This window comes from Reyranella sp. (genome assembly GCF_017305915.1).
Classification (GTDB): Bacteria; Pseudomonadota; Alphaproteobacteria; order Reyranellales; family Reyranellaceae; genus Reyranella.
Map to the genome: position 1 here is coordinate 102,076 of NZ_JAFKJN010000016.1, position 16,884 is coordinate 118,959.

Annotated in this window: 19 protein-coding genes; 11 read left to right on the plus strand and 8 right to left on the minus strand. The window is 67.4% G+C overall.

Annotation, left to right across the window (positions count from 1 at the left end; all coding sequences use genetic code 11):
- Window positions 1-22 precede the first annotated feature (22 nt).
- Together coxB and J0J01_RS14985 are read right to left on the minus strand one after the other, a co-directional pair.
- Window positions 23-892 (minus strand): cytochrome c oxidase subunit II, encoded by an 870-nt coding sequence (gene coxB / locus J0J01_RS14980; protein ID WP_296381904.1) that lies wholly within the window; start codon window positions 890-892, stop codon window positions 23-25.
- Window positions 893-1,063: 171 nt separating this feature from the next.
- Window positions 1,064-2,677: an ATPase, T2SS/T4P/T4SS family gene (locus J0J01_RS14985; protein ID WP_296381905.1), complete on the minus strand. Its 1,614-nt coding sequence runs from the start codon at window positions 2,675-2,677 to the stop codon at window positions 1,064-1,066.
- Between the two features lie 217 nt (window positions 2,678-2,894).
- Here J0J01_RS14985 and J0J01_RS14990 point away from each other — a divergent pair, with 217 nt between their 5' ends.
- Both J0J01_RS14990 and J0J01_RS14995 read left to right on the plus strand, forming a co-directional pair.
- On the plus strand, window positions 2,895-3,422 hold the full coding sequence (locus J0J01_RS14990; RefSeq protein ID WP_296381906.1) for a peptidylprolyl isomerase: 528 nt from the start codon (window positions 2,895-2,897) through the stop codon (window positions 3,420-3,422).
- Between the two features lie 5 nt (window positions 3,423-3,427).
- A complete protein-coding gene (locus tag J0J01_RS14995; RefSeq protein WP_296381908.1) occupies window positions 3,428-3,892 on the plus strand; it encodes a peptidylprolyl isomerase in 465 nt (154 codons plus the stop codon).
- A gap of 121 nt (window positions 3,893-4,013) precedes the next feature.
- On the opposite strand, the gene J0J01_RS15000 is transcribed toward J0J01_RS14995, so the two are convergent.
- The 6 genes from J0J01_RS15000 to J0J01_RS15025 all read right to left on the minus strand — a co-directional run bounded on the left by J0J01_RS15000 (window position 4,014) and on the right by J0J01_RS15025 (window position 9,707).
- The gene (locus tag J0J01_RS15000; protein WP_296381910.1) at window positions 4,014-5,216 is read right to left on the minus strand and encodes a pyridoxal phosphate-dependent aminotransferase; all 1,203 of its coding nucleotides are present in this window, start codon (window positions 5,214-5,216) and stop codon (window positions 4,014-4,016) included.
- A 114-nt stretch (window positions 5,217-5,330) separates the two neighbouring features.
- Window positions 5,331-5,714, minus strand: coding sequence for a hypothetical protein (locus tag J0J01_RS15005; RefSeq protein WP_296381912.1), 384 nt, complete (start codon window positions 5,712-5,714; stop codon window positions 5,331-5,333).
- On the minus strand, window positions 5,715-6,356 hold the full coding sequence (locus J0J01_RS15010; RefSeq protein WP_296381914.1) for a glutathione S-transferase family protein: 642 nt from the start codon (window positions 6,354-6,356) through the stop codon (window positions 5,715-5,717).
- Window positions 6,353-7,174: a transglutaminase family protein gene (locus J0J01_RS15015; protein WP_296381915.1), complete on the minus strand. Its 822-nt coding sequence runs from the start codon at window positions 7,172-7,174 to the stop codon at window positions 6,353-6,355. The genes J0J01_RS15010 and J0J01_RS15015 overlap by 4 nt, the downstream gene beginning before the upstream one ends.
- A gap of 3 nt (window positions 7,175-7,177) precedes the next feature.
- Window positions 7,178-8,143 carry an alpha-E domain-containing protein gene (locus tag J0J01_RS15020; protein WP_296381917.1) on the minus strand — a complete coding sequence of 322 codons (966 nt, stop codon included), beginning with the start codon at window positions 8,141-8,143 and terminating at the stop codon, window positions 7,178-7,180.
- A gap of 88 nt (window positions 8,144-8,231) precedes the next feature.
- Window positions 8,232-9,707, minus strand: coding sequence for a circularly permuted type 2 ATP-grasp protein (locus tag J0J01_RS15025; protein WP_296381919.1), 1,476 nt, complete (start codon window positions 9,705-9,707; stop codon window positions 8,232-8,234).
- A gap of 88 nt (window positions 9,708-9,795) precedes the next feature.
- Between J0J01_RS15025 and J0J01_RS15030 the strand changes: the two genes are divergently transcribed.
- From J0J01_RS15030 to msrP, 9 genes are all read left to right on the plus strand, one after another.
- Entirely contained in the window at window positions 9,796-10,785 is a 990-nt protein-coding gene (locus tag J0J01_RS15030) for a zinc-dependent alcohol dehydrogenase family protein (RefSeq protein WP_296381920.1), read from the plus strand.
- Window positions 10,786-10,797: 12 nt separating this feature from the next.
- On the plus strand, window positions 10,798-11,178 hold the full coding sequence (locus tag J0J01_RS15035) for a nuclear transport factor 2 family protein (RefSeq protein ID WP_296381922.1): 381 nt from the start codon (window positions 10,798-10,800) through the stop codon (window positions 11,176-11,178).
- Window positions 11,179-11,230: 52 nt separating this feature from the next.
- Window positions 11,231-12,178 carry a TAXI family TRAP transporter solute-binding subunit gene (locus J0J01_RS15040; protein ID WP_296381924.1) on the plus strand — a complete coding sequence of 316 codons (948 nt, stop codon included), beginning with the start codon at window positions 11,231-11,233 and terminating at the stop codon, window positions 12,176-12,178.
- A 15-nt stretch (window positions 12,179-12,193) separates the two neighbouring features.
- Complete coding sequence (locus tag J0J01_RS15045; RefSeq protein WP_296381926.1) at window positions 12,194-12,409, plus strand: hypothetical protein; 216 nt, start codon at window positions 12,194-12,196, stop codon at window positions 12,407-12,409.
- A 247-nt stretch (window positions 12,410-12,656) separates the two neighbouring features.
- Window positions 12,657-14,747: an elongation factor G gene (locus tag J0J01_RS15050; RefSeq protein ID WP_296381928.1), complete on the plus strand. Its 2,091-nt coding sequence runs from the start codon at window positions 12,657-12,659 to the stop codon at window positions 14,745-14,747.
- Window positions 14,748-14,856: 109 nt separating this feature from the next.
- Window positions 14,857-14,979, plus strand: a complete 123-nt coding sequence (locus J0J01_RS15055) for a hypothetical protein (protein ID WP_296381930.1) — start codon at window positions 14,857-14,859, stop codon at window positions 14,977-14,979.
- An 81-nt stretch (window positions 14,980-15,060) separates the two neighbouring features.
- The gene (locus J0J01_RS15060) at window positions 15,061-15,291 is read left to right on the plus strand and encodes a hypothetical protein (protein WP_296381933.1); all 231 of its coding nucleotides are present in this window, start codon (window positions 15,061-15,063) and stop codon (window positions 15,289-15,291) included.
- A gap of 12 nt (window positions 15,292-15,303) precedes the next feature.
- The gene (locus tag J0J01_RS15065; RefSeq protein ID WP_296381934.1) at window positions 15,304-15,816 is read left to right on the plus strand and encodes an Mpo1-like protein; all 513 of its coding nucleotides are present in this window, start codon (window positions 15,304-15,306) and stop codon (window positions 15,814-15,816) included.
- Between the two features lie 69 nt (window positions 15,817-15,885).
- On the plus strand, window positions 15,886-16,839 hold the full coding sequence (msrP, locus tag J0J01_RS15070) for a protein-methionine-sulfoxide reductase catalytic subunit MsrP (RefSeq protein WP_296381936.1): 954 nt from the start codon (window positions 15,886-15,888) through the stop codon (window positions 16,837-16,839).
- Window positions 16,840-16,884 lie beyond the last annotated feature (45 nt).

Genomic DNA, 16,884 nt, shown 5'->3' on the forward strand with positions numbered 1-16,884 from the left:
TCTCTCCGAAAGCGCTGGGCGGTTACTTGGTCAGGGTCGGGTTGGCGGAAGCGACGCTCGTCGCGGGCAGCAGCCCGGCGGCCTTCTTCTTCTCGGCGACCCACTTGTCGAAGTCGGCCTTGGACACGACGCGCACCGCGACCGGCATGTAGGAGTGCGCATTGCCGCAGATCTGCGAGCACTGGCCGAAATAGATGCCTTCCTTCGGCACGTCGATCCAGCCCTCGTTGAGGCGGCCGGGGATGACCGTCTTCTTGATGCCGAAGCCCCACACCGTCCAGCCATGCATCGAATCGGCGGCGGTGCCGATGATGCGGACGACGGTGTTGGCCGGGATCACCATCTCCTCGTCGACCGCGAGCAGGCGCGGCTGGTCGGGCTTGAGCTTGGCCCGGTCCGCCTCGGCCAGGATGCGGCTGTCGATCGAGAAGTTGCCCTGGTCGGGATATTCGTACTGCCAGTACCACTGGTGGCCGGTCACCTTGACCGTCATCGCGGCGTCGGTCGCCTTGTCGCCGTAGTACAGCAGGCGGAAGGACGGGATGGCGATCACCACCAGGATCAGGATGGGGATGATCGTCCAGGCGATCTCCAGCACGGTGTTGTGGGTGGTCGTGGTCGGTACCGGGTTGCGCGAGGCGTGGAAGCGCCACATCACGTAGAGCAGCAGCGCCAGCACGAACAGCGAGATCAGGGTGATGATCACCAGCAGCAGGTCGTGCAGCGACGCCACGTGCTCCATGAGCAGCGTGTAGGAGGCCGGGAAGCCCATCTGCCAGTCGTGCGGGACGCCCACCACGGGAGTCTTCGCCTGCGCGAAGGCGCCCCCGGCGAACCCGAGGGCTGCCAGCAGCGATCCGAAAACAATGCCCAACCACCGCGTGCCGATCATACGATCTTCCCCTCGAGCCCCGCTTCGTTCTTGAGGATTCCGACTCGCAAAATCCCCCGCAATTCAAAGCGGTTAGTACCAGATATAGGAGTGCGTGGTAACGGGTTTTCGACGGCGGTCGGTATGTGGCGGCCGGTCGCAGCCGATCCCTTTTATCCCGCAGGTTCGCGGTTACGCGAACAGTTTGGCGAGCGATTCTCCAAGACCGCGCGCCTGCAGGGTGGCGGCAAATGCCGGAGCGCGGCCTGCAAAAGCCGGCACACCGGCGGCATCCTCGACCGCCACCACGCGGAACGTGCCGTCGACGCCGTCGATCCGCACGACCAGCTCGGCCGAGCGCGCCAGCGCCGCCGACATCACCTCGGGCTCGATGGTCGCCAGGGTGCCCGGCGCCCCACGCAGCAAACGCTCGCTGAGCGCCGCCACGTCCGCGAGCTGCACGCCGTCCAGCACCAGCAGCCCGGGCTCGAGCCGCGCGGCGGCGCTGATCAGGGTCGCGAACGGCACCTCGGCCGAGGCAACCAGCTCGACTTTGGACGCCATCGGCCATCGGAACTCGCGATGGCCTGCCACCGTCACCACGCGCTGCGCCGGATCGAGATCGCGGATCAGCGCAGCGAGCAGCGCCGTCTTGCCGCTGCCGCGCGGGCCGCTGACCAGCATGTTGAGCCGCCCGCGGGCGCACAGCCGCAGCAGCTTGGCCGTCGGCCGGTCGAGCAGGCCTTTCGTCACCAGCCCGTCGAGCGTCGCCTGACCCGGCTCGGCGCGACGCACGGTCAGCACTGGGCCCGCCGGCGCGGCGGGCGGGAAGATCGCAACGCCGGCCGAGCCGTCAGGCAAGGCGAAGCCGGCGACGCCATTTTCCGGCCGTCCGGCCAGCCGCGTCAGCCAGTCGATCAGCTGCGCCTCGTCATCGAAGCCTTCGTCGACGGCCTGCAGCGCACCCTCGCGCTCGACGAACACCTGGTGCGGGCCATTGACGAAGATCGCCTTGACCGCACGGTCCGACCACAAGCGATCGATCGGGTTCGGCTTCGCCTCCTCCGCCGGCGGCTCCGGCGGCGGCAGTGGCGGCGCGGGCGGCTCGCTCGCCACCGGCCTCGCCGGCACGTCGGCAGCGGCGTGCGCGACCGGAGGGTCGGTTGCGAGTCGGCCCTTGGCAAGATCCATGGCGCGGGCGAGCAGGCGCTCGAGGGGCGCTACGGATTCGCGCGGCGTCGGCTCACGCGGCGTCACCGTCACGATCGGTGACGGCGGCGGCTCGAGCGCAGTGTCGGACACACGCGGCGCGCGTGGCGCCGCCGGCACATCGCCCGGCCACGGCATCTTCGGCGGCTCGCCGTCGAAGGCTACGACCGGTTGTGCCTTGGGGGGGTGCGGCTCGGTTGGCGGCGCCGGCCGTGGCTCCGCGGGGGGCGGCTCATGCCCCTCCTCCGCCGGCCCGTGCAAGGCCAGCAGCTCGGCAACCAGCCGGCGCAGCTCGTAGCTCGTCAGGGTCACGCCGCGAGTGCGGAAATGGTTGTGCAGCAGCTCGCCCAGTTGATAGGCGATCTCGGGCGGCGAGCGGCCGGTCGCCAGCACACCGCGCACCGCTTCCAGCCGGTCGCGGCAGAAGGAGCGCCACGTCGACTGCATCTCGCGGCCGCGATTGGCATCGCCGCGCAGCGGGAAGATCTGGTCGAGCGGACGCGGCTGGGCCGGCCCGCCTTCCACAGGCAGGTCGCTTCTGGCGCTCAGAGGATTGGGATGGCCGTTGGGCCGTCCCCCACCGCTGAAAGCGGTCATCGCGAGACCCGGTTAGGTGGCACCCAGTCGTCGGCTCCGACATGCACCCACACTTGCCAAGAGCCGGTCACACTCTAGCCACGGCCCGACGACCGGCGCCACGGCAATCCTTTGCCGTCGCCATGTGGAAACATTCGCTGCTTGTGTTTCGAGGGACCGCCAGTAAGGTCGCGCGGCCCAACGCCCCAATTCAAGGGGCCCGATCCGAGGAGCCGCGATGCGTCCGGCGTTGACCGCCTTTTCCCTTCTGCTGCTGGCTTCGGCGAGCGCCTTGGCCGCGGACAAGGACAACACCCTCTACATCGACCTCAAGGACAACTGCCGCGTCGTCATCGAGATGCGCCCCGACCTCGCGCCCAAGCACGTGGCGCAGATCAAGAAGCTGGCGCGCGAGGGCAAGTATGACGGCATCGTCTTCCACCGCGTGATCGACGGCTTCATGGCCCAGACCGGCGACCCGCAGGGCACCGGCATGGGCGGCATGGGCGACAAGCTGCCGGCCGAGTTCAGCAAGGAGCCGCACGTCCGTGGCGTCGTCTCGATGGCGCGCACCAACGATCCCAACAGCGCGCAGAGCCAGTTCTTCATCGTCTTCAAGGACTCGCCCTTCCTCGACGGCAAGTACACCGTGTGGGGCAAGGTCACCCAGGGCATGGAATGCGTCGACAAGATCAAGCCCGGCGAGCCGCCCACGAACCCCGACAAGATGATCCGGGTCCGCGTCGCCGCAGACGTGAAGGAGTAGGAATCATGGACAAGGAAAACACGCTCTACATCGACCTCAAGGACGGCCGCGTCGTCATCGAGATGCGCCCCGACCTCGCGCCCAAGCACGTGGCGCAGATCAAGAAGCTGGCGCGCGAGGGCAAGTACGACGGCGTCGTCTTCCATCGCGTGATCGACGGCTTCATGGCGCAGACCGGCGATCCCGACGGCACCGGCATGGGCGGCATGGGCGAGCGCCTGCCGGCCGAGTTCAGCAAGGAGCCGCACGGCCGCGGCGCGGTCTCGATGGCCCGCACCAACGACCCCAACAGCGCCCGCAGCCAGTTCTTCATCTGCTTCAAGGACGCGAACTTCCTCGACGGCCAGTACACCGTCTGGGGCAAGGTCACGTCGGGCATGGAGCACGTCGACAAGATCAAGAAGGGCGAGCCCCCCTCGAACCCGGACAAGATGGTCAAGGTCCAGGTCGCCGCCGACGCCAAGGACTAAGGGACGACCTTCCCAGAGGCTTCCCACCTTCGTGGGAAGCCTTGGATGCCGATTCCATAAGGATTTTGGCGATTCTTCCCACTTCCCCAGCCCCCCTTTCGCGAAGCTGGGGATAACTGGCCTAGGTGAGCGCCGCGCAGGCACGCTGGATGCGGCGGCCCGCCTCCTCCAGCAGCTCGGTCGCGGTGGCGTAGGAGATGCGGAAGGCCGGGCCCTGGCCGAACGCCGAGCCCTGCACCACCGACAGGCCCTCGGACTCGAGCAGGTAGTTCACGAAGTCGGTGTCGTCCTTGATCACCTTGCCGTCCGGCGTCTTCTTGCCGATCGCGCCGGCGCACGACGGGTAGACGTAGAACGCGCCCTCTGGCCGCGGGCACTTCAGGCCCTTCGACTGGTTCAGCATCGACACGATCAGGTCGCGGCGCTGCTTGAAGATCGCGACGTTCTTCGGGATGAAGTCGGTCGGGCCGTTGAGCGCCGCCACCGACGCCGCCTGGCTGATCGAGGAGGCGTTGGAGGTGCTCTGGCTCTGCACCGTGATCATGGCGTCGATCAGCTTCTGCGGACCGGCCGCGTAGCCGATGCGCCAGCCGGTCATGCTGTAGGCCTTCGACACGCCGTTCATGGTCAGCGTTCGGTCGTATAGCCGCGGCTCGACCTCGGCCGGCGTCGCAAACTCGAAGTCGTCGTAGACGAGCTTCTCGTACATGTCGTCGGTCAGGATGTGGACCTGCGGATGCTTCAGCAGCACGTCGCACAGCGCCCGCAGGTCGGCCTTGGTGTAGGCGGCACCCGTCGGGTTGCTGGGCGAGTTCAGAATGATCCACTTGGTCTTGGGCGTGATCGCCCGCTCGAGCGCTTCGGGCTGCAGCTTGAAGCCCGTCGACTCCGGGCAGTTCACGATCACCGGCGTGCCGTCGCCGAACATCACCATCTCCGGATACGACACCCAGTACGGCGCCGGGATGATGACCTCGTCGCCCGGGTTCAGAGTGGCGAGCATCGCATTGAAGATGATCTGCTTACCGCCCGAGGTGACGACGGTCTGGGAGGGCTTGTAGTCGAGGCCGTGGTCGCGCTTCATCTTGGCGACGATCGCCTGGCGCAGCACCGGCGTGCCGGGCACCGCGGTGTACTTGGTGTCGTTGTTGCGGATCGCCTGGATCGCCGCTTCCTTGATGTGGTCGGGCGTCGGCATGTCGGGCTCCCCCGCCGCGAGGCCGATGACGTCTTTGCCCGCCGCCTTCATCTCCAGGAACTTGCCCTGCGCGGCATTGGTCGGAGAGGGCTTGATGCGGCCAAGACGGTCGGCAATGAACGCCATAACGCAGACGCCTCCTTCAGGCGGGTGACAAAACGGGCGCGAACCTACTGGCGCAAGGCTTATCCCGCAAGGCGAGCGGGGGCTATTTCTCGTCGGGCCGGAGCCAAATTTCGCTCAATAAGGCAGGTCGTCCGGGGCGATTCCGACATGATCCGGTGCCGGATCCTCGGCGAACCGCTTGGCCGGCAGGCTGTCCAGATTCAGCAGCGGCGCCCTGGCCACGCGGTGCATGCCGTCCATCACCCGCCCATCCGCAGACAAGATGATGGGAAAGCGCACGTCCACGTCCTGGATCAGCCGGGCATGTTCGGCGACGGCACGGCACGTCGGCGCATAGCCGTGGTCGAACCAGTACGGCTCGTCGAGCTCGCGAATCGCGGCGAGCGGCATTTGGATGACCGGCAGCGACCCGGCCAGCGCGATGAGGCGATGGATGTCCCAGGCGCGCAAACCGTCGGGTCCGGGTCGGAAGTGATACTGCTTGCGCAGGCCTTCCATTCAGCTCGCCCGTCGCGGCGCGCCTGCCGGCGGCTCGGTGCGCACGAAGCTCGACCGCTGCGCATGCCGCTCGTAGTAGGCGCTGAGGTTCTTGGCGCCGGCGAGCGCTGCGGCGCCTTCCGGAGGAATCTTCAGGCGATGCAGCAACGGCATCAGATTGATGTCGGCGAAAGTGAATTGATCGCCGACCAGATGCCCCGTCGCCGCCACCGCCTTGTCGAGCACCGCGACCTGCTGTTCGAGTGCCGGCATCACTGCCTCGATGGCGGCGCGGTTGGGCGAACCGTCGGGCGTGCCGGGCGCGATGTAGGCGAAGAGATAGGTGCGGATGACGGTGCGATCGATCAGCGTGTTGACCAGCGACACCCATTGCTCGGTGAGCGCCGCCAGAAGCGGCTCGGCCGGCAGCACGAACGGTGCCGGGAAGACGCGGTCGAGATAGGTGGCGATCGCCTTGGATTCGAACAGCTCGACATCGCCGTGGCGCAGCACCGGCATCTTGCCGAAGGGATGGATCGCCGCGAGCTCGGGCGCGCCGAGCCACACGTCGGTCAGCGTGTGGTCGATGCCCTTCTCCTCGCAGACCATGCGCACGACGCGCGTGTAGGTCGAGCGCGTCGACCCGATGATCTCGGGCTTCATCCGTCGACCGCCCGTACTGCCGCTTCGACCGTCATTTTGGCATCCCCGAAGCCGACGCGCCGGCCGCTCACCGGCGCGGCGTCGCGATAGTCGAGCCCGATGGCGACCCTGAGACTATCGCCGCGCGGCGAGATGCCGTTGGCTGGATCGAAACCGACCCAGTCGAGCCCCGGCACCCAGGCCTCCGCCCAGGAGTGGCTGGTGCGGCCGACATGCAGCTCCGGATCGTCGTTACGCAGGTAGCCGCTGACATAGCGCGCCGGCACGCCGAGCCGCCGGCAGGCCGCGATGAAGACATGCGTGCTGTCCTGCGCCACGCCGGCGCCGCGCGCCAGCGCCTCGACCGCCGTCGTGTCCACGGTCGACACGCCGGTCTTGTAGGCGATGCGCTCGCCGACCCGCTTCATCAGCTCGTGCAGCACCATCACCCGCTGCGTCGGCTCAGAGGCGCCCTCGCTCAACTCCGCGATCAGCGGATCGAACGTCTCGTCGTGCTTGGCCATGCCGGTGTTGCGCAGCCAGAACGGCGGCGGCAGCGTCGGCGTCTCGGCGTAGCGCAGCCACTGGTCGGCGCCGCTGTATTCGTAGAGCCCGTGCACCTCGATCTCGACCGCGTCGTGCGCCTGCGCCACCGAGAAGGTGGTGACCTGGTTGCCGTGTCCGTCGGTCCATTCCGAGCGCTTGCCCGGCCCGTCGATGCGCCACGAGAGCACCCGCTGGCCGCCCGCCGGTATGGGCTTCAGCCGCACGTCATGGATCGAATGGCCCGACGGCTGGTCGAACTCGAAGCGCGTGAGATGGTGGACCGAGAAGCGCATCGTTCAATCCAGCAGGAACTGCTTGCCGATGGTGTCCGACAGCGCCGCGATATCGTCGCGCACACCGCCCAGGTATTTGTGCAGGCCGACCTCGTAGACCTTGTCGATGCGGGCATAGCGCAGCCTTGCATGCAGCTCGCCGGCCAGCCGATCGGCCTCGCCGCGTGTGCCGTAGGCGTCGGCCAGCTCGCGCATGTTGAGGTCGACCATCCAGAGGCAATGGTGCACCGAGCGCGGCACGTCCCGGCGCAGCATCATCAGCTCGGCGATCTTCATCGGGTCGAGCGAGCTCCTGTAGATGCGCCGGTAGGTGCGCACCGCGCCGATGCAGGCCAGCACCTCCGACCAGGCGAAGTAGTCGAGATGCTCGGCATGCGGGCGGCCGTCCGGCATCAGGCGATGGTACTTCACGTCGAGGATGCGGGCGGTGTTGTCGCCGCGCTCGAGGAAGGCGCCGAGCTGGAAGAAGTTGTAGGCCTCGTCGCGCAGCAACGTCACTTGCGCCGCGCCGAAGATCATCACCGCCTGCTTCTTGACCGATTCGATCAGCGCGCCGCGGTCGAGGCTGGCGCGGTTGCCGCGCAGCTTGGCGCTGAGCTCCAGCCACAGCCCGTTCAGGCTCTCCCAGACGTCGACCGTGATGTTGTTGCGCTCCTCGCGGGCGTTGCGCCGCGCCTGGCCGATCGAGGAGACGATCGACGACGGGTTGGTCTCGTCGAAGGCGAGGAAGTCGACCAGGTCGACCAGCCGGCCGCCGCCTTGGCGTTGGGTTTGGCCCTGGCTTTGATGCTGCTCCTGGCTGTGGCGGAACTCGTCCTCCATGCCGAAGATCGCGACCACGTTCTCGGCTTCCTTGCCGCTCGACTGCAGCGCCATGCGCTGCGTCGCCTCGATCAGCCGCGCCGTCGTCTTGGCCCGCTGCAGGTAGCGGCCCATCCAGTAGACGTTCTTGGCGGTCGAGCTCAGCATGGGCGCACGCTGAGCATTCCTCCCCATTCAAATGGGGAGGTGGCCCGAAGGGCCGGAGGGGTCATAAGCCACGCGACGGGACTGGGGCTCATGACCCCTCCGCCCGCTGCGTGGGCACCTCCCCATCTGAATGGGGAGGAGTTTGACCATCGGGCGCCAAGACCCAGGTGTCCTTGGTGCCGCCGCCCTGGCTCGAGTTGACCACCAGCGAGCCTTCCTTGAGAGCAACGCGGGTGAGGCCGCCGGGCACGATGGTGATCTTCTTGCCGGAGAGCACGAAGGGACGCAGATCGACATGCCGCGGCGCCACGCCCTGCGCCACGAAGGTCGGGCAGGTCGAGAGCGCCAGCGTCGGCTGGGCGATGTAGTTCTCCGGCCGCGCCTTCACCAGATGCGAGAACTCCTCGATCTCGGCCTTCGACGAGGTCGGGCCGACCAGCATGCCCTTGCCGCCCGAGCCGTGGACCTCCTTCACCACCAGCTCGCCGAGATGCTCGAGGATGTATTTGAGGTCGTCGGCGCGGTCGCCGCGATGGGTCGGCACGTTCTGCAGGATCGGCGCCTCGCCGAGATAGAAGCGGATCATCTCGGGCACGTAGGTATAGGTCGACTTGTCGTCGGCAACACCGTTGCCCAGGGCATTGACGATGTTCACCCTGCCCGCCCGCAGCGCGCCGAGAAGCCCCGCGACGCCGAGCCACGAATCCGGCCGCATCGCCAGCGGATCGAGGAAGCCATCGTCGACCCGGCGGTAGATCACGTCGACCCGCTGCGGCCCGCGCGGCGTGCGCATGTAGACGCGGCCCTCGTCGACGAACAGGTCGCTGCCCTTGACCAGCTCGATGCCCATCTCGTCGGCCAGGAAGGCGTGCTCGAAGTAGGCGCTGTTGTAATGGCCGGGCGTCAGCAACACGACGTTGGGCTCCGCATCGTCGCTGAACGACACCGAGCGCAAGGTCGCCAGCAGCTCCTCGGTGTAGTCGGCAACCGGCAGCACCCGCATCGCCGAGAACAGCTCGGGCGCCAGCCGCATCATCACCTCGCGGTTCTCCAGGACGTACGAGACGCCCGAGGGTGTGCGCACATTGTCCTCGAGGACATAGAAGTCCTTCTCGCCGACCCGCACCAGGTCGATGCCGGCGATGTGGGCATGCACGTCGCCTGGCAGGCTGAGGCCCTGCGCCATCGACACGAACTCGGCGTTCATCAGGATCTGCGCCTCGGGGACGACGCCGGCGCGGCAGATCTCGCGCTCGCCGTAGGCGTCGGCCAGGAAGGCGTTGAGCGCCCGCACCCGCTGCGTCAGGCCCTTGTGCATGAACTCCCATTCGTCCCAGGCGATGACCCGCGGAATGATGTCGAACGGGATGGTGGTCTCGTGGCCCTCGGTCGCACCGTAGGCGCCGAAGGTGATGCCGTGCCGGCGGTAGAACTGGTCGACCTCGTGGCGCGTCGCCGCCAGCCGCTCCGGCGAGGTCGAATCGAGCCATTGCTGCACACCGCGATAGGGTGCGCGCAGTCCGTCGGCGCCCGAGCGCATCTCGTCGAATGCTTTAGCCGCCATCCGGCATTTCGCCCCCTGTCGAATCGCAATATAAGCAATCGACGGGCCAAGGAAAAAGGGCTCGTGGAGGCGTCCCCATGAGGACCACATGAAACAGGTGCTCATCGACAGCTACGGCACGCCGTGGGACGTGGCGCGCTGCGCCGACGTGCCCGATGTCGGCGACCCGGCTGCGGACGAGGTCGTGTTCGACGTGCTGGCCTTCCCGATCAATCCGGCCGACATGTGGTTCTGCCGCGGCAGCTACCGCCTGAAGCCGCCTTTGCCCGCGACGCCCGGCGCCGAGTGCGTCGGCCGGGTCACCGCCGTCGGCGCGCAGGTCAGGCACGTCAAGCCGGGCGACCTCGTCATCAACCTGCAGCGCGAGAACTGGGCGCAGAAGCGCCGGGTCAAAGGTGTCGATGCCATCTCCCTGCCGGCCGGCATCGACCTCGAGCAGGCCGCGATGGTGCGCATCAACCCGCCGACCGCCGAGCTGATGCTGTCGGACTTCGTGCAATTGAAAGGCGGCGACTGGGTGATCCAGAACGTCGCCAACTCCGCGGTCGGCCGGCTGGCGATCGTGCTGGCGCATGAGCGCGGCTTGCGCACGGTCAATATCGTACGCCGGCCCGAGCTCGCGACCGAGCTGAAGCCGCTCGGCGCCGACCTGGTGATCGTCGACGGCGACGATCTCGCGGCCCGGGTGACGCGCGAGACCGGCGACGCGCCGATCCGGCTCGGCCTGGAGGCGATCGGCGGCAAGGCGACGGGCCGGATCTGCGACTGCGTCGCGACCGACGGCACGGTGGTGCATTACGGCTCGATGAGCGGCCAGAACCCCGACGTCAGCCGCAACAACTTCATCTATCGCGGCGTCAAGCTGACCGGGTTCATGCTCGGGCGGTTCCTGGCGAAGCGCAACGCGCAGCAGATCCGCGACATCTACGCCAACCTCGCGGCGCAGGTGATGGATGGGCGGCTGCATGCGCCGGTGGACACCGTCTATCCGATCGAGAATATCAAGGAGGCGCTCGCCCATGCCGACAAGGGCGCGCGCAACGGCAAGATCTTGGTCAGCCCCAACGGGGCGATTTAGGGAGAGACGGACATGAGCTCGGACGTTGCGGAAGTCGAGAAGGTGCTGCAGGTCTATTTCGACGGCCTGTACGAGGGCGACACCCGGAAGCTGGGCCAGGCCTTCCACCCGTCGTCGCATCTCTACAGCGTCGGCGCCGACGGCAAGGCGGCGGACTTCCCGCGCACCGACTGGTTCAAGATGGTCGAGAACCGCAAGTCGGCCAAGGACAGCGGCAGCGAGCGGCGCGACCGCATCGTGTCGATCGACTTCTCCGGCCCCGGCACCGCCTTCGCCAAGGTCGAATGCCAGATCCCGCCGCGCTACTTCACCGACTACCTCACCCTGCTCAAGGTCGACGGCCGCTGGCAGGTGATCTCCAAGTCCTTCCATACGGCCACGAAGGACAAGTAGCGTCGAGGCCACCGAGGCCATCGGTATCGCGGCTGTGTCGCATCGAATTGACATGTTCCGCCGTCGGCATGCGCTATTCCTGCTCGGTGCCCTCGCGGCTGCCCCGGCAGGGCACGCCCAATCCCTCTCGGTCAGGCTCGGCACCACGCCCGCCGGCGGCGGCTTCGAGCCCTATAGCGTGGCCCTGGTCGAGACATTGAAGTCGGTCGATCCCGCGCTCGCCGTCACGGTCGTGGAGACCGGGGGTTCGAGCGACAATGCCGCGAGGCTGCAGGCCGGCACCCTCGACCTCGGCCTGGTCAGCGCCGAGGTGCTTCACGAGTGGGCCGCGGCGCTGCCGCCCCGCGCGCCGATGCTGCCAATCGTCAGCGTCATGTATTCCACGCCGGGGATGCTCGGCGTCCGCGCAGACAGCCGCTATCGCCAGATCGACGATCTGCGCGGCCAGCGGGTGGTATGGGGGCCGCGCGGCACCGGGAGCGCCGCGCAGGCGCGCTATGTGATGAGCGGCCTCGGTCTCGACATCGACCACGACTTCGAGCCGATATATCCGGACCAGTTCCTGGATGGGCCGGTGCTCGTCCTCGAAGGCCGCGCAGCGGCGCTATGGGGCAGCGGCCTGCGTTGGCCGGGCTTCGTCCAGCTCGCCGACCATCCGGTGAGCGCGCGCTTCCTGACACCCGACGCCGCACAGATCAGCCGCATTCGAGCGCGCTATCGCTTCCTCGTCCGGCTCGTCGTCCCGGCCAGCACCTATCCTGGCCAACGCAGCGCCATCGAGACCGTCGGATCCTGGAGCTTCATCGTCGCCCGTCACGGGTTGGACGAGACCATCGGCCATCGCCTGGCAATGGCCTTGCACAAGATCGAGCAGCTCACCTGGAAGCCGAGGTACCTCGCCCAAACCACCGCCCGCAACACGCTGAGTGCGATCGGCTCGAATGCTGAGCTGCAGCCCGGCGTCCTGCGCTTCTATCGCGAAGCGCACTTCGTCGAGTAACGGCGAGCCTGCACCATGAAGGCCCAGTGGATTCGCTTCCTCATCGCCGTGTTGGCGATGGCGGCTGCCGGAATCGCGTTCATGATGCTCGACGGCTGGACCGCATGGGTGGCGGCAGCCGGTCTGTTGCTGATGGGATGGAGCTTCGCCGAAGCCGCGTTCCGCCGGCTCGCCGACGCCGAAACCAAGCGCGCCGACCTCGAGGAGCGGGTTCGGAATTCGCATTTATAGGCGCGCCGGTACGGTTCCGGCCCTGCGAATTTTTCTTTCCTCCGCCCACCCTCCGGCCGCCGTTGACTCGTCCCGCCCGGAGTGAAAGCATTTCGTAACAAAGGGCTTCGCTCCGATCGAGGCGCCGCGGGTTCATCTCCTGCGTTCGCGTCACGGCCGAGGGTAGTTGGCGACCGTCACGGACGCTGGAGCTTGCCCGACGTCTCTCGGGGCTTCTCGCTTTCCAGCGGAGAAGGAGGACGTCGTCATGACCGACCTGAAGACCGGAACAGTCCTAAGCGGCAGACCAGGCAGCGGCGCGCATCGCGTGGTGGCGCTGTGCGGGCCGTATCTCTCGGGCAAGACCAGCCTGCTCGAGAGCCTCCTCTACGCCACGGGCGCCATCGGCCGGCGGGGCTCGACCCGCGCAGGCACGTCGGTCGGCGACGGTTCCCAGGAGGCGCGCAAGCGCAACATGGGCACTGAGATCAACATCGCGTCGGCCGAGTATCTCGGCGACCACTGGACTTTCCTCGACGTACCGGGCTCGATCGAGTTCCAGCACGACTCCCTGGCCGCGCTCGCGGTTTGCGACGCCGCGGTGATCGTGTGCGAGCCCTCGCCCGAGCGCGTGATCGCGCTGTCGCCGCTCGTGAAGTACATCGAGGACAACCGCATCCCGCACATCTTCTTCGTCAACAAGATCGATTCGGCCGACGGCCGGGTGCGCGACACGCTGGCGGCGCTGCAGACCGTCTCGTCGCGCAAGCTGGTGCTGCGCCAAGTGCCGATCCGCAAGCCGACGTCGGACGGCGGCGAGGAGACGATCGGCTATGTCGACCTCGTGAGCGAGCGCGCCTACCGCTACAAATCGAGCGGCGCGTCGGACCTGATCGAGATGCCGGCCGAGATCCTGCCACGTGAGAGCGAGGCGCGGCGCGAGATGCTGGAAACGCTGTCGGAGTTCGACGACACCCTGCTCGAGCAGCTGATCGAGGACGTGGCGCCCGAGAAGTCGCTGATCTACCGCGACCTGCACGACGAGTTCGGCGCCGACCAGATCTCGCCGGTGCTGATCGGCGCGGGCGACCGCGAGAACGGCGTGCGCCGCCTGCTCAAGGCGCTGCGCCACGACACGCCGTTCGTCGACGAGACCGCCACGCGCCGAGCGCTGCCGTCGAACGGCCCCTCGTCAAACTCAGGGGCGATGGCCGAATGCTTCAAGGTCCTGCACCAGGCGCATGCCGGTAAGCTGTCGCTCTGCCGCGTCTGGTCGGGCGCGTTGAGCGAGGGCCAGTCGCTGGGCGGCGTGCGCATCGGCAGCCTGTTCCGGCCGTTCGGCCAGCGCCTCGACAAGGCGAACGAGGTCACGGCCGGCGAGATCGTCGCCCTCGCCAAGGTCGACGCGCTGTCGGCCGGCCAGTCGATCGCCGCGGCGGGCATCGCCCCGGTCGACGACTTCCCACCGGCGGAGCCCGCGGTGTTCGCGCTGGCGCTGACGGCCAAGAACCGCAATGACGAGGTCAAGCTCACCGGTGCGCTGCAGAAGATCACCGAAGAGGACCCGTCGCTCTCCTACGAGCAGCGGTCGGAGACGCACGAGCTGCTGATCAAGGGCCAGGGCGAGATGCACCTGAAGGTCGCGGTCGAGAAGCTCGCCGGCCGCTACAACGTCGCGGTCGAGACGGTGCCGCCGCGGGTCGCCTATCGCGAGACCATCCAGGGCGGCAGCCAGCAGCACGCGCGCTACAAGCGCCAGACCGGCGGGCACGGCCAGTTCGCCGACATCAAGGTCGAGGTCAAGCCGCTGGCGCGCGGTTCGGGCTTCCGCTTCGTCGACAAGATCGTGGGCGGCGTGGTGCCGCGCAACTTCATCCCGGCGGTCGAGGAAGGCCTGCGCGACTACCTCAAGGAAGGCCCGCTCGGCCAGCCGGTGGTCGACCTCGAGGTCACTCTGTTCGACGGCCAGTACCATGCGGTCGACAGCTCGGAGATGTCGTTCAAGATGGCGTCGCGCATCGCCATGACCGAAGCGATGCCGAAGTGCCGGCCGGTGCTGCTCGAGCCGATTCTCAAGGTGACGGTGGCGGCGCCGTCGGACTCGACCTCGCGCATCCAACGCCTGATCTCGGGCCGGCGCGGGCAGCTCTTGGGCTACGACGCGCGGCCGGGCTGGCCGGGCTGGGACGAGGTCTCGGCGCTGATGCCGGAGGCCGAGGTCGCCGACATGATCGTCGAGATCCGCTCGGTGACGCAGGGCGTCGGCACCTACCGCACCGAGTTCGACCATCTGCAGGAGCTGGTCGGCCGCACCGCCGACCGCATCGTCGAAGAGACCAAGAAGCGCGCCGCTGCGTAGCTGCTGGCCGCATGAGCGCTGAGTCACAAGGCAGTGAGGCCGGCTTCCGATGGAGCCGGCCTCTCTTCATAGTGGCCTCGTGGAGTCCTTACGAGGAGCTTGAAGCATCATGTTCAACAGACGGTCCTTGATGGTGGGTGGCCTGGCGTCGGCCGCCGCACTGTCTTCGACCCGCGTCGCGCTCGCCCAGTCTGGGAAGCCGATGCTGGTGTTCGTCGGCCACGAGCTTTGAGGCGGCTGCAAGATCTGGCGTGCCCAGTCCGAACCGCTGCTGCTGAAGTCCGAAGCGTTTAGCAAGATCGACTACCGCGTCGTGCATCCCGCCGACGGCACGCTGATCCTCAAGGAAGAGCACTGGCCGGCCGACGCGCGGTGGGTGCTCACCGAATTCCTGATGAGCGACGAAGGCGCCCAGCGGGGCAACCAGACGCCGCGCTTCATCCTGGCCCAGGACAAGAAGATCGTCTTCACCGCCACCGGCAATGCCGGCTGGAAGGGGAAGATGTGGCCGAAGATCGTGGAAGTGACCGGAACGAAGGCCTAAGATCCGGGCCTCATGCCCACCGGCCTCTTCCAGCGACAGCTCGCCCGTTACGCGGCGGTCCACCGCTCGTGGCGCAACAAGGCGACGCACTTCGTCGGCATCCCGGTCATCGTCTTCTCGCTGCTGCTGCTCCTCGCCTTGTGGCGGGTCGAACCGGCGGGCCGCGAGATGTCGATGGCGCTGGTCATCGGCGTGATTGCGGTGCTGGGCTGGATGGCGCTCGATCTGGGCATCGGCCTGATCATGGGCGCGATCATGGTGCCGGCCTGGTACGCCGCCGAGGCGCTGGCCGGCGCGCTCGGCCAGTCGGGCAGCCTGACCGCCTTCGCGGTGCTGTTCGTCGCCGGCTGGGCCCTGCAGTTCCTCGGCCACCATTACGAGGGCAAGCGGCCGGCCCTGATGGATAACATCTTCCAGGCCTTCATCGGGCCCATGTTCCTGGTCGCCGAGACGCTGGTCGCGTCAGGATATCGCGCCGATCTTGCCGCAATGATGGGCGAGGGTGGCGACGTCACGGCACGGTGACTGAGGCTTGATTTGCCGAAGCTCCCGCGCCGAGCCATCTGAAACGGGAAGGCGTCTTAGGAGCACATCATGCTGATCAAGCGCATCAGAGGCTGGGAACTGCCCGAGCGCGCGGCCACTCCCGAAGGCCTCTATCTCGACCGCCGAGCCGTCGTGAAGGCGATGGGCCTCGGCGCCGTGGCGATCGCCGCGCCCGGCCTGGCGCTGGCGGAGGGCGATCCGAGCGCCGGCAAATATCCCGCGCCGCGCAACGACAAGTTCGGCAAGCCCGAGCCGATCACCGCCGAGAAGCTCGCGACGACCTACAACAATTACTACGAGTTCGACACCGACAAGAGCATCTGGAAGGACGCGCAGAAGCTCCAGATCCGGCCGTGGACCATCAAGGTCGGCGGCAAGGTCGAGAAGCCGTTCGAGATCGGGTTCGACGAGCTGCTCGCCAGGATGCCGCTCGAGGAGCGCGTCTACCGCCACCGCTGCGTCGAGACCTGGTCGATGATCGTGCCGTGGTCGGGCTTCCCGCTGAAGGCGCTGGTCGAATTCTGCAAGCCCACCGGCAATCCGCAGTACATCGTCATGAAGACGATCGCCGACCGCAAGACCATGCCGGGCACCAAGGACGTGCTCTATCCGTGGCCGTACACCGAGGGCCTGGCGATGGACGAGGCGACGCATGAGCTCGCCTTCATCGCCACCGGCCTCTACGGCAAGCCGATCCCCAAGCAGAACGGTGCGCCGCTGCGGCTCGTGGCGCCGTGGAAGTACGGCTTCAAGAACGTGAAGTCGATCGTCTCGATCGAATTCACCGACAAGCGGCCGGTCTCGTTCTGGGAAGCGCTGCAGTCGAGCGAGTACGGTTTCTGGGCCAATGTGAACCCCAAGGTGCCGCATCCGCGCTGGAGCCAGGCGACCGAAAAGCCGCTGGGCAGCGGCGAACGCATCCCGACCCAGCTCTACAACGGCTATGCGGAGTTCGTGGCCGGGCTGTACACGAACCGCACGGCAGAAAAGCTCTATATGTAAGCCTCCTTTGCCTCCTCGCGCCGGCCCGCTAAAACAAAGGTCGGC

Excerpts from the sequence above, each read along its gene's own strand:
- coxB (WP_296381904.1), bottom strand. The coding sequence starts at position 892 with ATGATCGGCACGCGGTGGTTGGGCATTGTTTTCGGATCGCTGCTGGCA.
- J0J01_RS14985 (WP_296381905.1), bottom strand. The coding sequence starts at position 2,677 with ATGACCGCTTTCAGCGGTGGGGGACGGCCCAACGGCCATCCCAATCCT.
- J0J01_RS14990 (WP_296381906.1), top strand. The coding sequence starts at position 2,895 with ATGCGTCCGGCGTTGACCGCCTTTTCCCTTCTGCTGCTGGCTTCGGCG.
- J0J01_RS14995 (WP_296381908.1), top strand. The coding sequence starts at position 3,428 with ATGGACAAGGAAAACACGCTCTACATCGACCTCAAGGACGGCCGCGTC.
- J0J01_RS15000 (WP_296381910.1), bottom strand. The coding sequence starts at position 5,216 with ATGGCGTTCATTGCCGACCGTCTTGGCCGCATCAAGCCCTCTCCGACC.
- J0J01_RS15005 (WP_296381912.1), bottom strand. The coding sequence starts at position 5,714 with ATGGAAGGCCTGCGCAAGCAGTATCACTTCCGACCCGGACCCGACGGT.
- J0J01_RS15010 (WP_296381914.1), bottom strand. The coding sequence starts at position 6,356 with ATGAAGCCCGAGATCATCGGGTCGACGCGCTCGACCTACACGCGCGTC.
- J0J01_RS15015 (WP_296381915.1), bottom strand. The coding sequence starts at position 7,174 with ATGCGCTTCTCGGTCCACCATCTCACGCGCTTCGAGTTCGACCAGCCG.
- J0J01_RS15020 (WP_296381917.1), bottom strand. The coding sequence starts at position 8,143 with ATGCTGAGCTCGACCGCCAAGAACGTCTACTGGATGGGCCGCTACCTG.
- J0J01_RS15025 (WP_296381919.1), bottom strand. The coding sequence starts at position 9,707 with ATGGCGGCTAAAGCATTCGACGAGATGCGCTCGGGCGCCGACGGACTG.
- J0J01_RS15030 (WP_296381920.1), top strand. The coding sequence starts at position 9,796 with ATGAAACAGGTGCTCATCGACAGCTACGGCACGCCGTGGGACGTGGCG.
- J0J01_RS15035 (WP_296381922.1), top strand. The coding sequence starts at position 10,798 with ATGAGCTCGGACGTTGCGGAAGTCGAGAAGGTGCTGCAGGTCTATTTC.
- J0J01_RS15040 (WP_296381924.1), top strand. The coding sequence starts at position 11,231 with ATGTTCCGCCGTCGGCATGCGCTATTCCTGCTCGGTGCCCTCGCGGCT.
- J0J01_RS15045 (WP_296381926.1), top strand. The coding sequence starts at position 12,194 with ATGAAGGCCCAGTGGATTCGCTTCCTCATCGCCGTGTTGGCGATGGCG.
- J0J01_RS15050 (WP_296381928.1), top strand. The coding sequence starts at position 12,657 with ATGACCGACCTGAAGACCGGAACAGTCCTAAGCGGCAGACCAGGCAGC.
- J0J01_RS15055 (WP_296381930.1), top strand. The coding sequence starts at position 14,857 with ATGTTCAACAGACGGTCCTTGATGGTGGGTGGCCTGGCGTCGGCCGCC.
- J0J01_RS15065 (WP_296381934.1), top strand. The coding sequence starts at position 15,304 with ATGCCCACCGGCCTCTTCCAGCGACAGCTCGCCCGTTACGCGGCGGTC.
- msrP (WP_296381936.1), top strand. The coding sequence starts at position 15,886 with ATGCTGATCAAGCGCATCAGAGGCTGGGAACTGCCCGAGCGCGCGGCC.